At 39.1% G+C, this 14,598-nt stretch carries 11 protein-coding genes; 10 read left to right on the forward strand and 1 reads right to left on the reverse strand.

Annotated features, from left to right (window positions below; all coding sequences use genetic code 11):
• Positions 1 to 129 precede the first annotated feature (129 nt).
• The 6 genes from ftsE (at position 130) to ACTWPF_RS06565 (ending at position 6,906) form a co-directional block, all read left to right on the forward strand.
• The gene (ftsE, locus tag ACTWPF_RS06540) at positions 130 to 816 is read left to right on the forward strand and encodes a cell division ATP-binding protein FtsE (protein ID WP_036575092.1); all 687 of its coding nucleotides are present in this window, start codon (positions 130 to 132) and stop codon (positions 814 to 816) included.
• On the forward strand, positions 806 to 1,699 hold the full coding sequence (gene ftsX / locus ACTWPF_RS06545; protein ID WP_106897356.1) for a permease-like cell division protein FtsX: 894 nt from the start codon (positions 806 to 808) through the stop codon (positions 1,697 to 1,699). The genes ftsE and ftsX overlap by 11 nt, the downstream gene beginning before the upstream one ends.
• Before the next feature lie 52 nt (positions 1,700 to 1,751).
• Entirely contained in the window at positions 1,752 to 3,185 is a 1,434-nt protein-coding gene (locus tag ACTWPF_RS06550) for a murein hydrolase activator EnvC family protein (protein ID WP_443148732.1), read from the forward strand.
• Positions 3,186 to 3,362: 177 nt separating this feature from the next.
• On the forward strand, positions 3,363 to 4,814 hold the full coding sequence (locus tag ACTWPF_RS06555; RefSeq protein ID WP_443148733.1) for a S41 family peptidase: 1,452 nt from the start codon (positions 3,363 to 3,365) through the stop codon (positions 4,812 to 4,814).
• Between the two features lie 214 nt (positions 4,815 to 5,028).
• A complete protein-coding gene (locus tag ACTWPF_RS06560) occupies positions 5,029 to 6,210 on the forward strand; it encodes a PDZ domain-containing protein (protein ID WP_443148734.1) in 1,182 nt (393 codons plus the stop codon).
• Between the two features lie 153 nt (positions 6,211 to 6,363).
• The gene (locus ACTWPF_RS06565; protein ID WP_443148735.1) at positions 6,364 to 6,906 is read left to right on the forward strand and encodes a YkoP family protein; all 543 of its coding nucleotides are present in this window, start codon (positions 6,364 to 6,366) and stop codon (positions 6,904 to 6,906) included.
• On the opposite strand, the gene ACTWPF_RS06570 is transcribed toward ACTWPF_RS06565, so the two are convergent.
• Positions 6,900 to 7,718: a metallophosphoesterase gene (locus tag ACTWPF_RS06570; RefSeq protein ID WP_443148736.1), complete on the reverse strand. Its 819-nt coding sequence runs from the start codon at positions 7,716 to 7,718 to the stop codon at positions 6,900 to 6,902. The genes ACTWPF_RS06565 and ACTWPF_RS06570 overlap by 7 nt on opposite strands.
• A 92-nt stretch (positions 7,719 to 7,810) precedes the next feature.
• Between ACTWPF_RS06570 and ACTWPF_RS06575 the strand changes: the two genes are divergently transcribed.
• The 4 genes from ACTWPF_RS06575 (at position 7,811) to ACTWPF_RS06590 (ending at position 14,570) form a co-directional block, all read left to right on the forward strand.
• Positions 7,811 to 8,917, forward strand: a complete 1,107-nt coding sequence (locus ACTWPF_RS06575; protein ID WP_443148737.1) for an MGDG synthase family glycosyltransferase — start codon at positions 7,811 to 7,813, stop codon at positions 8,915 to 8,917.
• Between the two features lie 299 nt (positions 8,918 to 9,216).
• A complete protein-coding gene (gene uvrB / locus ACTWPF_RS06580) occupies positions 9,217 to 11,199 on the forward strand; it encodes an excinuclease ABC subunit UvrB (protein ID WP_443148738.1) in 1,983 nt (660 codons plus the stop codon).
• Positions 11,200 to 11,206: 7 nt separating this feature from the next.
• A complete protein-coding gene (gene uvrA / locus ACTWPF_RS06585; protein ID WP_443148739.1) occupies positions 11,207 to 14,083 on the forward strand; it encodes an excinuclease ABC subunit UvrA in 2,877 nt (958 codons plus the stop codon).
• A 133-nt stretch (positions 14,084 to 14,216) separates the two neighbouring features.
• Positions 14,217 to 14,570 (forward strand): YojF family protein, encoded by a 354-nt coding sequence (locus ACTWPF_RS06590; RefSeq protein WP_161464530.1) that lies wholly within the window; start codon positions 14,217 to 14,219, stop codon positions 14,568 to 14,570.
• Positions 14,571 to 14,598: the final 28 nt, after the last annotated feature.

The raw sequence follows: 14,598 nt of genomic DNA on the forward strand, positions 1-14,598 counted from the left end.
ATGTCTAAAAATCGTGGCGAAAGATGTTATACTAAGTAAGTATTGCGTACATAAACTCCGAACCATAGTTGTTAATGGGGTAGAACACAGCCAAGTAGAAGTTAACCAAAAAAGCAAAGGTGATATTATATGATATTAATGAACGATGTATATAAGACATATGCCAACGGTGTTACTGCACTAAATGGCATTAGTATTGATATAAAGCAGGGTGAGTTTGTCTATATTGTCGGCCCAAGTGGTGCCGGGAAATCTACATTTATTAAATTGATTTACCGCGAAGTAAAACCGACCAAAGGTAGCATTCTAATTAATGATATCAATATAGGTGACATTAAAGAAAAGAGAATTCCACTTTTAAGACGGGATATAGGCGTAATCTTTCAGGACTTTAAATTGCTTCCTAAACTAACAGTCTATGAAAACATCGCGTTTGCTTTAGAAGTTATTGAGGAATCTCCACGTAAAATTCGCACCCGTGTTATGGACGTATTAGATCTTGTAGGATTAAAGAATAAAGCAAGATTTATTCCGGATGAGCTATCAGGGGGAGAACAACAGCGAGTATCTATTGCCCGGGCAATAGTCAACAATCCTAAGATTGTTATCGCAGATGAGCCGACAGGTAACTTGGATCCGGATACTTCTTGGGGGATTATGAAGACCTTTGAAGAGATTAATGCTAGAGGCACAACCATTCTAATGGCGACTCACAGCAAAGAAATTGTAAACACAATCAAGAAACGTGTCATTGCAATCGAGGATGGCTTAATTGCACGAGACGAACACCGAGGTGACTACGGCTATGAAATTTAAAACAATAATGCGGCATCTACGGGAAGGTTTCAAAAATATAGCCCGAAACGGTTGGATGACGGTAGCATCCGTGGGGGCTGTTACCACAACGTTAATTTTGGTTGGAGCATTCCTGGCACTCATGTTAAACCTGAATCAAATGGCAGATAACATAGAAGAAGACGTAGAAATCAGTACATTGATTGACTTGACATTAAATGAAGAAGAAATCACAGAACTAGGCAATGAGATAGAACAGATTAATGGTGTACAGACGGTCGTCTTTTCATCAAAAGATGATGAACTAGCAAACCTTATTGAAAGCATGGGAGATGAAGGACGGTCCTGGGAATTATTTGAACAGGATAACCCTTTAAATCACGTCTATGTCGTCAAAACATCTGACCCAGAAGACACAATAGATGTTGCAAATCAAATAAGTGATCTAGATGGGGTACAAGAAGTGAGTTATGGTAAAGGCGTAGTTGAAAGATTATTTACCTTTACTGAATACGCAAGAAATATTGGGTTGGCATTAATCATCGGACTAGTATTTACAGCAATATTCCTAATCTCAAATACAATTAAAATTACAATTATGGCACGTAGTAGAGAAATTGGTATTATGAAACTCGTTGGAGCAACAAATGGATTTATCAGATGGCCGTTCATTATTGAGGGGTTAATGCTTGGTATATTAGGATCTATCATTCCAATCGGAGTAATTCTTACAGGCTATTACTATCTGGCAAACAATGTAAGTGAACGTATCTCATACAGCTTTGTAGAAATATTACCATTTAATCCATTCGCATGGCAGCTTTCCCTGATTATCCTGGGAATCGGCGCTTTTATTGGAATATGGGGCAGTGTGATGAGTGTACGTAAATTCCTAAAAGTCTAGCTCGATTTAAAAAAATACCATTATTGTACAGAGGGAAGGGGAAAGCAAAACAATGAAAAAGTATGCTTCATTAATGCTTGCAACAACACTGGCAGTCACCGGCATTTCCTTTAGTGGGAATACAGCTTCAGCAGAATCAATTGATGGACTTGAAAACAAAATCAACGAATTAGAAAAAGAACAGAGTGAATTAAAAGAGCAACAAGGAAGTATTTCAGGTGATAAGAGTGATACAGAAGGCAAAATGGACGAGAATGAAGAAGAACAGAGTACAGTTGACAGCCAAATTAAATCAATTGACGACAAGTTAACGAAAACACAAAATGATATTGCAACAAAAGAGCAAGAAATTACATCAACAAATGATGAAATTAAAAAGTTAGAAGATAGAATGATAGAGTTAAAAGAAGAAATAAAGGTATTGAAAGAACGAATTAAAGAGCGGGACGAGCTTATTAAAAAACGTCTACGCGCGATTCAAAAGAGTGGCGGAGATATGAAATATATCGAAGTTATTCTAGGTTCCAAAAGCTTTGGAGATTTTATCAACCGAAGCTCTGCAGTTAATACGATAATGGATCAAGATAAAACCATTTTAGAAGAACAACAGGCTGATAAAGATTCCCTTGAGGCTAACAAGGCGGAAGTAGAAGAAAGTAAGGCATCAGTTGAGAAAAAGAAAGTTGCGTTAGAAGGACAGAAAGAAGAACTTGTAGCACTTAAAGATGATTTGGCTGACCAAAAAGATCAAAAGAAAACATTAATGGCCAAATTAGAAAAAGAGTATACGGATCTTGAAGAATACAAAATTAGCCTTGAAGATGAGCAACAGATTCTTGCTGCACAGGCTGAAGCAGTTGAAAAAGCTAAGAATCTAGCAGAATCAGAAAAAGGTAAATTAGAGCAATTAGCACGTGAAGAAGCAGCAAGAAAAGAAGCTGAAAAGAGAGAAGCAGAGAAGAGACAGGCTGAACAAGCAAAAGCATCTTCTTCAAAGACTGCGTCTGCCTCATCATCTTCGTCAAACTCTAGTTCTAGTACAGGTAGCACCTCATCCATTCCGTCAAGTAGTGGTAGCGGGTTGTTTATCTGGCCAGCAGCTGGCCCGAAGACATCTGACTACGGAATGAGACACCATCCAATTCAAGGAATTGATAAATTGCATGCAGGTATGGATATTGGTGCTTCAACTGGAACACCATTAAAAGCTGCAGCTAGCGGTGTTGTTATTCGTGCAGGCTGGATGAGTGGATATGGTAATACAATTATGATTACCCATAATTTAAACGGTAAAACTTATACAACACTGTATGCACATTTGAGCAGTATTTCTGTATCAGCAGGTCAAACCGTATCACAAGGACAAAATATTGGACAAACTGGGAATTCAGGCGGTTCTACAGGTCCCCATCTACATTTTGAAGTACATGAGGGTGGATGGAATGCAGCGAAAAGTAATTCCGTTAATCCAATGAAATTTTTCTAATAAACATACATTATAAAAAGACATCACCCTCTTGGTGTGATGTCTTTTTCTTCTATTTCGTTAAATGCAGTTCATAAAACGTCGAAGAAAACCATAGTCATATGTAGAAGATAATGGTATGCTTTTGTACAAAAGGATGTAACGTAATATTAGACAAATAACTATCGAGGTGGAAAAATGAGTTTGAAAAAATCACATATTATCCTACTACTTCTTTTAGCCCTCGTTCTTGGATTTGCGGGTGCCTATATGGGTGTTCAACTGGCAGATCAGGGTGGCAATAGTGAGGAAAGTATCGAACAAGGTGAAGAGGCAAGCCCGAGTTCAGACCAAATAAGCGGTACTGAGTTAGGAAAGGTGGAACAAGCCTTTTCCCTCATTAAAGAAAATTACTTAGAAGAAGTAGAGGATAAGCAGCTAGTAGAAGGTGCCATTCAGGGGATGTTATCCACATTGGAAGACCCATACAGCTCTTATATGGATGTAGATACGATGGCGCAGTTCAATGAACAGATTGAGTCTTCGTTTGAAGGAATTGGTGCTGAAGTTAGCATGGTAAATAACATGGTAACCATTGTAGCGCCGATAAAGGACTCTCCGGCTGAAAAAGCAGGTCTGCGTCCAAATGATCAAGTTTTAAGTGTTGATGGGGAAAGTGTGGAAGGACTAGATTTAAATGAAGCTGTGGCTAAAATACGTGGTGAGAAAGGTTCAGAGGTTGTCTTGGAAATTCAACGGCCTGGAGCCTCAGAAGCTTTCGATATGACAATTGTCCGTGACACTATCCCACTTGAAACAGTGTACAACAGCATTGAAGAAATAGATGGAAAGAAAACTGGAGTTTTAGAAGTAACGAACTTCTCTGAACATACAGCCCAAGAGTTCTCAGAACAGCTTACAACGCTTGAAGAGGAAGGGATAGAAGGGTTGGTTATTGATGTCCGAGGAAATCCGGGTGGACTCTTAACAGCTGTAGAGGAAATGCTTAAAGAGTTTGTTCCAAAGGATATGCCATATCTACAAATTGAAGATAGAGACGGTAAGAAAACACCTTATTTCTCAGAACTTGATGAGAAAAAGGACTACCCAATAAGTGTTGTTATAGATGAAGGAAGTGCTTCTGCATCTGAAATTTTAGCTGTGGCCATGAAAGAAATGGACTATGACATTGTTGGACAAAAAAGCTTTGGAAAAGGTACCGTCCAACAGGCAGTGCCAATGGGTGATGGAAGTTCTATTAAGTTAACGTTCTATAAATGGCTATCACCAGATGGGAAATCTGTCCATGAAAAAGGGATTGAGCCTACTGTAGAAGTAAAGCAAGCCGACTATTTCTATACGAATCCTATTCAAATTGAGGATCCATTAGCGTACGACCAGACGGATGATAAAATTGAAAATGTCCAAATTATGCTTGATGGACTCGGTTATGAACCAGGAAGAACAGATGGATATTTCAGTGAAGAAACACAATATGCAGTAAATAACTTCCAGGAAGACAATGAGTTAGATGTGACTGGAAAAGTTGATGAAGAAACTGCTGGCTTAATTGAAGCGCAAATTATTGATAAGATTCGCAATGGCGAAGATGACAAACAGTTAGAGAAAGCATTAGAAGAACTATACTAGTAAGCCAAGAAGGGCAAGGGATTTTCTATTTCCTTGCTCTTTTTCTATGTTTTCATAGATAGATTTTGTCCATTGTCCAATCGAGCAAATTTCTATTAACCATCCGGTTTGTATACTAACCTTCTCTATTATATGGTAAAATTATTTCATAACCGAATTTAAGTATTAGTAAAAGCAAAGTACTAGTTAAGATAGAGCAGAAGAGGTGGTCGTTATGTTAGAAGCATGGCTGATTGAGCTTGCGAAAGGGATGGCCAAGCTATTTATAAACCCGTTACTATATTGGTCTATTATCGTTTTGTTATTTGCCGGCTATAGGCGAATTAAACGAGAAAGGCAAAACTTTGGGACAAAAATATTTGATTTGTTCTCTGAATGGAAATCTACCTGGCTGTTTTCCATTTTGACAGGATTACTTGTCTCTGTGGTCATGATTGGTGCAGGATTTGTGCTATCCTTTACATCATTACTGTTATTAAGCGTTGTAGCTATTTTATTCAGTTTATCAGGCAGGTTTATGTTATTATCTCCTGTCTATACAGTAGGGGTTTCTTTCCTACTATTATTGTTTGTTCCTACCCTTCTGGGAAATCAGCAGTGGATTAGGGAAGACCTTTTTGATCCAATTAATTTGGCAGCATTTCCGGTATTATTGGGAATCTTATTAATTGCAGAAGGTTGGCTGATAAAGCGAACGAACATGAGAGATACATATCCAGGTTTATCGCTTAGTAACCGCGGAATCTGGGTCGGAGAACATCATCTTAAAAAGCTGGCCATCATTCCATTTTTTCTTCTCCTTCCATCTGGCTTGATTACACCATTTGCTGATTACTGGCCGTATGTTTCTTTTGGTGAACAAACCTATAGTCTTATTTTATTTCCCTTTTTACTTGGGTTAGATTATAAGGTTCGCGGAAGATATCCAAAAGAAGCTGCTGACAAGTTAGCCGTTCCAATTATATTATTAGGGATAGGCGCGACAGCAATTGCAATCGGGGGCGTCTTTTTTGCACCTTTGTCTCTGGCTGCTGTTATTGTAACGATTTTTGGAAAAGAATATATTAATTATCGCCACCGTAATAGTGAAAGATTGAGAAGATGTTATTTCCATCCAATGAATAATGGGTTAAAGGTGCTTGGAGTTATTCCTGGGACCCCTGCAGACCGATTAGGAATAAAAGTGGGAGAAAATATAATGAAAGTAAATGGGCAAATGGTAAACAGTATTGATTCCTTTTACCAGTCGCTTCAGGCAAGCGGTGCTTATTTTAAATTAGACCTTGAGGACTTAAATGGTGAAATACGATTTGTCCAAGGTGCGCTCTATCAAGGAGATCATCATGAATTGGGAATCCTTTTTAGTGATACCCCATACCGTCGAAAGCAAGCTTAATAAATACAAGGCAATGACCGGACATTCGGAAGAAATCGAATGTCCGGTCATTTTATGTAGAATGGCTAAACGCTAAAATCCATATTATTCCTTCAATAATTTAGCTAAATTCATCAAAAACTATATATAAGTTTAGAGAATGGAATGGGTACAATGATGAAAAGCTATTTAATGGATGCATGGAACTATCTTGATCCAATCTACTATAGGTGTACAAGATTACAGTATTTGCAGGAAGCAAATAAAACAAATACAATCCTGCGTGTCCGCCTAACTCGTTACAAAGGCGCGAAGATAATATTGCAGGATGGAACAATAATACAGAAAAACGATCTGTTACTTAAAATACATTTGCATAATGTGAGGATGCTGAGAGAGCTTGAAGGTGTCACTAGTGAAATGAAAAGAGCTGTGTATATATATCATATGATGAAACAATCCCTGCCAAGACTCGCAGCACATCTTTCAGCACATCAGAATTGCGATCAAATTAAAGGAGTAATTGGGATTACCTTCTTAAATAGTGGCGTAAATCGGCTTGGTTTCGAGACTAGTCCCATTCATAGCAAGTTATATCTCACATACAAAAAAATAACGCTTATTCCCATTAATGTAATGGCAGGAAAAAAGCGTATGGACAAGGATCCTATTTATTTGTTTATGTCAAAGCAAAACCTGCTTCAATTGTATCAGTAGGCCCTAATTGTATGAAACGTGATTTCCGGCCGACTTCCTATTCGAATATTAAACCCAGTTTGTCCTAATCCTTCACTAATATAAAAAGGGCTTCCGTGCTGCATATGCAATCCTTTGACAATATTTTTTCTAGCGAGTTTTCCCATTTTTACTAAGTGATATGCTTTAGGATAGCAAATCTGGCCGCCATGAAAATGTCCTGCAAGTAGGTAATCAAATGATTGTTCATACATTTCAAGAACGATTGTTGGGTCATGTGTTAAAACAAGATTCATGCCAGCTGGAATATCAAGAAAGGCTTGTGCAAGATTACTTCTATTTGTGCTGTAATCATCGATACCAATAATATTTAGTGCTTGATCGCCTACTCTTACCGTTTTATTTTGATTTTGTAGAACGGTGCAGTCAAAGTCCAACAGCGTACGTTTTAAATGAGTAAGGTCATCTTGCTTCAATACATAGTCATGGTTGCCTAAAACAGCATACATGCCGTACTTGGGCTGCAATTTCTGCAATACACGCAGATAAGGACGTAATTTCGGAATCGACCTTTTTCTATCAAGAAAATCGCCTGTGAGGGCTATAAGATCAGGTGTTTCGCCCATTAATTTTTGCTCTAATTCTTGAGGGGTTATCGAGATGTTCTCTAAGTGTAAATCTGATAGATGAAGAATAGAGAGGGAAGAAAGAGTTGCTGCCTTTCCTGAGTCAATATTTACTTTATTCAGTTGAATATCCTTTGTATTCATATAAGCTTTATAGAATAAAAACGAGGTTACGATTAGTATAATGCCAATTGCTAGATAGGTCATGGTGTATCGCCTCCTGCATTATTATATCATGCGAAAACTGGGTAAATCATTGGTAATTAGCGGTATATACCGAGCCAGAGGAGTTGAGGAAAATGGCGAAAAAAGCGTTATTTCTACCATTCATGAATATGGCTTCAGGACATCATCATGTAGCAGATACGCTAATGGAAGAAACGGCTAAACTGGAGGAACATATAAATACGAGCAAGGTAGATATCCTTTCTTATAGTTATGGAACAGTAGAAAAATTGGTATCGTCATTTTATATGAAATGGATCCATCTTTTTCCGAGTTCCTATGATCGGCTTTACTACTATTTGGCATATCGAAATGTTGCCAAGCGTAGCCGCCACCTACATTATGAGTTCCTCTTTAAACTATATATGCAAAAGCTACTGGCTAATAAAAATCCCTCTCTCTTGTTCTGCACCCATGCTTTGCCTTCAAATATTACTTCTATCCTAAAGCAAAAAGGAAAATTAAATGCCATAACAGTAAATGTATACACTGACTTTTTTGTAAATCGTGTATGGGGCATTAACGGAATAGACTATCATTTGGTCCCATCCCATACTGTGAAAGACTTCCTTATTCAACTAGGGGTAGATGAAGAACGCATTTATCTAACTGGAATTCCGGTCCATTCCGTATTTAAAGGATCCATTCCCAATCGAAAAGACACTGGGAACTATGCTGTCCTCGTAACGGGAGGGAACATGGGGGCAGGATCCATGGAAAATCTGCTACCACAAAACGAGGCTTCCACCGTTCGTTACTATATTCTTTGTGGCAACAATGGTAAACTTTACAAAAAACTTCTAGCAAGGAAACACGACCGACTAATACCGATACCTTATATTAACAGTAAGTATGAAATGAACGCTTTGTATGACAAGGTGGATGCAGTGCTAACAAAACCGGGTGGTGTCACGATTAGTGAATGTCTGATGAAACAAAAGCCGATTTTTGTTAGTCATGGACTTCCAGGACAGGAAAGAATTAATATGCAAGAACTAGAAAAGCATGGTCTGATGCTGACCTTGTCGCGTGATAAATCAGTGGAGGAGCAAATCGTTAGCTACCTGGAAAATGAAAAAGCAATGCAGAGATATAGACAACGGGTAGGAGAATACCATGAGCATCTTGATAAGCGAGAGATGGGTGAGATCCTCCTAGATATATTTAATAAAGAGCATTAGCTAAATAGCTAATGTTTTTTACGGTAGAGAACAATGATCTGCAGGTTTATGATATTTCACTATGGAAAAAGGGTATAATGCTAAGATAGGCAAAGCATAAATATCGAATATTTGTTCGTGTTTATGTTATAATTACAACGTTGTATGATAAAATAAAAATATGACCATATAAGAATATTCGGCTTTTTCCAATTCTTTGTTGTTAGTTGTTCTAGCAGTGTATTGTAGGCAACTTTTTTCGGGAATAGCCTCTTAATATAAGATTTTTAGATAGATTATCACGTGGACGGAGGTAAAATGTGAACAATACATTTGAATTAGTATCAAGCTACGAGCCTGGCGGAGACCAGCCTAAAGCAATTAAAGAAATTATAGAAAAAATTATGAAGGGGCAGCGGCATCAGACGTTGCTAGGTGCTACTGGGACAGGGAAGACATTTACAATGTCAAATGTGGTAAAGGAAATTAACCGCCCCACTTTAGTAATTGCCCACAATAAGACACTTGCCGGCCAGCTCTATAGTGAATTTAAAGAGTTCTTTCCCAATAATGCAGTAGAGTATTTTGTAAGCTATTATGATTATTATCAGCCAGAAGCCTATGTACCTTCCACAGATACATTCATAGAAAAAGATGCAAGTATTAATGATGAAATTGATAAGCTACGCCACTCCGCAACATCAGCATTATTTGAACGAAATGATGTATTAGTTGTTGCCAGTGTATCGTGTATCTACGGATTGGGTTCTCCGGAAGAATACAAAAGCCACGTTCTTTCTCTTCGGGTAGGAATGGAGAAGGAAAGGGATCAACTGTTGCGTGAACTTGTTGATGTTCAGTACGCAAGAAATGATATTAATTTTCAACGCGGAACCTTCCGAGTAAGAGGGGACTCTGTGGAAATTATACCAGCCTCAAAAGAAGAGCATTGTCTTCGGGTAGAGTTTTTTGGAGATGAAATTGATCGTATACGTGAAGTAGATGCTTTAACAGGCGAAATTATCGGCGACAGAGAGCATATTGCTATTTTCCCGGCTTCCCACTTTGTTACAAGGGAAGAAAAAATGAAGAAGGCTATTAAAAACATTGAAAAGGAACTAGAAGAACGCCTAACAGAGTTACGTGAAAATGACAAGCTATTGGAAGCCCAGCGCTTAGAACAGCGAACGCATTATGATTTGGAAATGATGAATGAGATGGGCTTCTGTTCAGGAATCGAGAACTATTCCAGACATCTTACGCTTCGTGAGCAAGGAGCTACACCATATACGCTCATCGATTTCTTTCCGGATGATTTTCTTGTCGTAGTGGATGAATCCCATGTTACACTTCCGCAAATAAGAGGAATGTATAATGGTGACCAAGCCAGAAAACAAGTGTTAGTAGACCACGGGTTTCGACTTCCGTCTGCAATGGATAACCGACCATTAATGTTTGGCGAGTTTGAGGAAAAGACAAAACAACTCGTCTATGTTTCCGCAACCCCTGGCCCGTACGAGCTAGAACATTCTCCACAGATGACGGAGCAAATTATTAGACCTACAGGGCTGCTTGATCCCGAAGTGGAAATAAGGCCAATAGATGGACAGATTGATGATCTACTAGCAGAAATCAACATACGCTCAGAAAAAAATGAACGTGTCCTTGTAACGACATTAACGAAGAAAATGTCAGAAGACCTTACGGATTATATGAAAGAAATCGGCATTAAAGTAGCCTATCTGCATTCAGAGATTAAGACACTGGAGCGTATTGAGATTATTCGAGATCTTCGCATTGGAAAGTACGATGTTCTTATAGGTATTAACCTACTTCGTGAAGGGCTTGATATTCCTGAGGTTTCGCTTGTGGCAATCCTTGATGCGGATAAAGAAGGATTCCTTCGTTCAGAGCGGTCTTTAATTCAGACAATGGGCCGGGCGGCTCGTAATGAAAACGGTCGGGTTATTATGTATGCTGATAAAATGACAAAATCAATGGATATCGCAATTAGCGAAACCAACCGACGTCGAGAAAAACAGCAGGCATATAATGAGGAACATGGCATTACCCCGACAACCATTAAAAAAGAGGTGCGGGACGTTATACGCGCTACAGTTGCTGCAGAAGATCAGCCAGAATATGAAAGCAAAGCAAAGAGCTTAACAAAGCTATCCAAAGACGAGAAAGAAAAAGTAATCGATCAGATGGAAAAGGAAATGAAGGAAGCTGCAAAGTCGCTTGATTTTGAAAAAGCAGCTGAGCTTCGTGATGTGATACTAGAACTTAAAGCAGGAAGGTGATGGTGAAATGCCTAGTAAATCAATTCAGATTCAAGGAGCAAGGGCACACAATTTAAAAAACATTGATGTAACAATTCCTAAAAACAAACTTGTTGTCATGACAGGACTGTCAGGATCCGGAAAGTCCTCCCTTGCCTTCGATACCATCTATGCTGAAGGACAACGCAGATATGTCGAATCACTTTCCGCCTATGCACGACAATTTTTAGGCCAGATGGATAAACCAGATGTTGACGCAATCGAAGGTCTCTCTCCAGCCATTTCAATTGATCAAAAAACAACGAGTAAAAACCCACGGTCAACGGTTGGAACGGTTACGGAGATTTATGATTATTTACGGTTGCTTTATGCCCGTGTGGGGCATCCGGTATGTCCGAATCATGGGGTAGAGATCACCTCCCAAACAGTGCAACAGATGGTAGACCGCATATTGGAATATCCTGAGAGAACGAAATTGCAAATTCTTGCGCCTGTCGTATCTGGTCGTAAAGGAGAGCATGTTAAAACGCTCGAGAAGCTTCGACAAGAGGGATATGTACGTATCCGTGTTGACAAGGAAATGCGCGAGGTTTCTGAGGATATTAAATTGGAAAAAAATAAAAAGCATTCCATAGAAGTAGTGGTAGATAGAATCGTAGTAAAGGATGGCATTGCCGGACGCTTAAGTGATTCAATAGAAACGGCGTTAGGGCTTGGTGACGGAAAGATTATCGTTGACGTAATAGGCGAAGAGGAACTAACTTTTAGTGAAAATTTCGCTTGCCCTATTTGTGGGTTTTCAATAGGTGAACTTGAGCCTCGCCTGTTCTCATTTAACAGTCCATATGGTGCTTGTCCAACTTGTGACGGTTTAGGAACAAAACTTGAGGTGGATTTAGATCTAGTTATTCCGGATTGGAATTTAACTCTTAATCAGCATGCGATTGCCGCATGGGAGCCGATTAGCTCTCAGTACTACCCACAATTACTTAAAAGTGTCTGTGACCATTTTAATATAGATATGGATAAACCAGTGAAGAAAATCCCACAAGAAAAAATGGATATTATTCTTCATGGAAGTGGGAAAGAAAAGATCCGTTTCCATTATGTTAATGAATTTGGGAATGTAAGAGACAATCAAATTCAATTTGAAGGGGTATTAAATAATGTAGCACGTCGATATCGCGAAACCTTTTCTGATTTTATAAGGGAATCATTAGAAAAATACATGGGGCAAAAACACTGTCCAACATGTAAAGGGTACCGATTAAAGCGTGAGGCACTTGCTGTAAAAGTGAATGACTTGCATATTAGCAATGTCACGGACTTTTCTATTATGGAAGCAAAAGACTTCTTCGAGACGCTTGCATTATCGGATAAAGAAAAGCAAATTGCCAAAATGATATTAAAAGAGATTTGCAATCGTCTGGAGTTCTTAAATAATGTTGGTTTAGATTATCTAACTTTATCTAGAGCTGCGGGGACATTATCAGGTGGAGAGGCCCAGCGAATCAGGTTAGCAACTCAAATCGGTTCTGCACTAACCGGGGTGCTTTATGTATTGGATGAGCCATCCATTGGCCTGCATCAACGAGACAATGACCGACTAATTGATACCTTAAAACGAATGCGTGATCTGGATAATACCTTGATTGTTGTTGAGCATGATGAAGATACAATGATGGCTGCCGATTGGCTTATTGACATTGGACCTGGTGCTGGGGAGCACGGTGGTAATATTGTTTCCAGTGGCACACCTGAAACGGTTATGAAAGACAAGAACTCGCTTACAGGACAATACTTATCTGGCGAGCAATTCGTCGCACTACCAACTAAACGAAGAAAAACCGATAAACGAGCTATCGAGGTCGTAGGGGCTGAGGAAAATAACCTGAAAAAGGTATCAGCTAAATTCCCAATTGGATTAATGACGGTGGTCACAGGAGTTTCAGGTTCTGGTAAAAGTACGCTCGTAAATGAAATACTTTACAAGTCCCTCGCCAAAGAGCTTTATCGGGGAAAGCATAAGCCTGGTAAGCACAAAACGGTCAAAGGGATCGAGCATATTGAAAAGGTAATCGATATCGACCAATCGCCGATCGGTAGAACGCCAAGATCTAACCCAGCTACGTATACTGGTGTATTTGATGATATTCGTGATGTTTTTGCACAAACGAATGAAGCAAAGGTACGAGGATACAAAAAGGGTAGATTTAGCTTTAATGTGAAAGGTGGGCGCTGTGAAGCCTGCCGTGGAGACGGCATTATAAAAATTGAAATGCATTTTCTTCCTGATGTATATGTACCATGTGAAGTCTGTCACGGGAAACGATATAACCGTGAAACACTTGAAGTAAAATATAAAGGTAAAAATATTGCAGATGTGTTAGAACTAACAGTAGAGGATGCGCTTGACTTCTTTGCTAACATACCGAAAATCAAACGCAAGTTGCAAACCATATTTGACGTTGGTTTAGGATATGTGCGATTGGGACAGCCTGCAACCACTTTATCTGGTGGGGAAGCACAGCGTGTGAAACTTGCGAGTGAATTGCACCGTCGTTCCAACGGAAAGTCTTTCTATATCCTTGATGAACCAACAACTGGTCTTCATGTTGATGATATTAAGCGTCTCATAGCGGTTTTACAGCGACTAGTTGACAACGGAGATACAGTCTTAATTATCGAGCATAACCTAGACGTCATTAAAACAGCAGACCATATTGTTGATCTTGGACCTGAAGGTGGAGACAGAGGCGGACAGATTATTGCCAAAGGAACACCAGAACAAATTGTGAAGGTAGAGGATTCCTACACAGGAAAGTATCTAAAACCCGTGCTGGAAAGAGATCGGAAACGAATGGAAGATAGTATCACAACAAAGGAAAAAGCAACAGCAAAATAGAATGAACAACGATGAACGGCCAGTTTGTGGATAGCAATTACTGGCCGTTTTTTTATTTCTTCGTATCAATGTTTTGACGGTACCCGATCATTTCGATAAGCTAAGTAGAGAAGCGTAGTAGGAGGAACAAATAATGAAGCCAATTAAAATAAATGAAGTACAAGAAAAGCTTGACCGTTTTGTTAATAAAAAAGTCTACGTCCATGTTGAGACAACGAATGGCGCTTACGCAAGCCATTTTAATGATAAGGCATATAATGTCGGTGCATATGTACGAAATGCTAACGTTACATTCAGCCAAGCAAAGATTGTCGGGGATGGAAAAGTCTTCAGAGCGGGTCTCAAAATGGAAATGGGATGGATTTACGCAGAGGGGCTTACAGACTGGATTATCGAGGATGAAGCAAAATTATTACTTGCAGGCCATGATCGTGAAGGTAGATTAATGGTTGCTCTGCAAATTAGTGAAACACCTTTCCATTATTAAGGAACGGGTGCATGAAGATTGAATGGAG

Origin of the sequence: Oceanobacillus sp. M65 (assembly GCF_052246275.1) — a bacterium.
GTDB lineage: Bacteria > Bacillota > Bacilli > Bacillales > Amphibacillaceae > Oceanobacillus_B > Oceanobacillus_B jordanicus.

What these genes read in the sequence shown, in the direction of transcription:
- ftsE (WP_036575092.1), top strand. Translation starts at nt 130, where the DNA reads ATGATATTAATGAACGATGTATATAAGACATATGCCAACGGTGTTACT.
- ftsX (WP_106897356.1), top strand. Translation starts at nt 806, where the DNA reads ATGAAATTTAAAACAATAATGCGGCATCTACGGGAAGGTTTCAAAAAT.
- ACTWPF_RS06550 (WP_443148732.1), top strand. Translation starts at nt 1,752, where the DNA reads ATGAAAAAGTATGCTTCATTAATGCTTGCAACAACACTGGCAGTCACC.
- ACTWPF_RS06555 (WP_443148733.1), top strand. Translation starts at nt 3,363, where the DNA reads ATGAGTTTGAAAAAATCACATATTATCCTACTACTTCTTTTAGCCCTC.
- ACTWPF_RS06560 (WP_443148734.1), top strand. Translation starts at nt 5,029, where the DNA reads ATGTTAGAAGCATGGCTGATTGAGCTTGCGAAAGGGATGGCCAAGCTA.
- ACTWPF_RS06565 (WP_443148735.1), top strand. Translation starts at nt 6,364, where the DNA reads ATGATGAAAAGCTATTTAATGGATGCATGGAACTATCTTGATCCAATC.
- ACTWPF_RS06570 (WP_443148736.1), bottom strand. Translation starts at nt 7,718, where the DNA reads ATGACCTATCTAGCAATTGGCATTATACTAATCGTAACCTCGTTTTTA.
- ACTWPF_RS06575 (WP_443148737.1), top strand. Translation starts at nt 7,811, where the DNA reads ATGGCGAAAAAAGCGTTATTTCTACCATTCATGAATATGGCTTCAGGA.
- uvrA (WP_443148739.1), top strand. Translation starts at nt 11,207, where the DNA reads ATGCCTAGTAAATCAATTCAGATTCAAGGAGCAAGGGCACACAATTTA.
- ACTWPF_RS06590 (WP_161464530.1), top strand. Translation starts at nt 14,217, where the DNA reads ATGAAGCCAATTAAAATAAATGAAGTACAAGAAAAGCTTGACCGTTTT.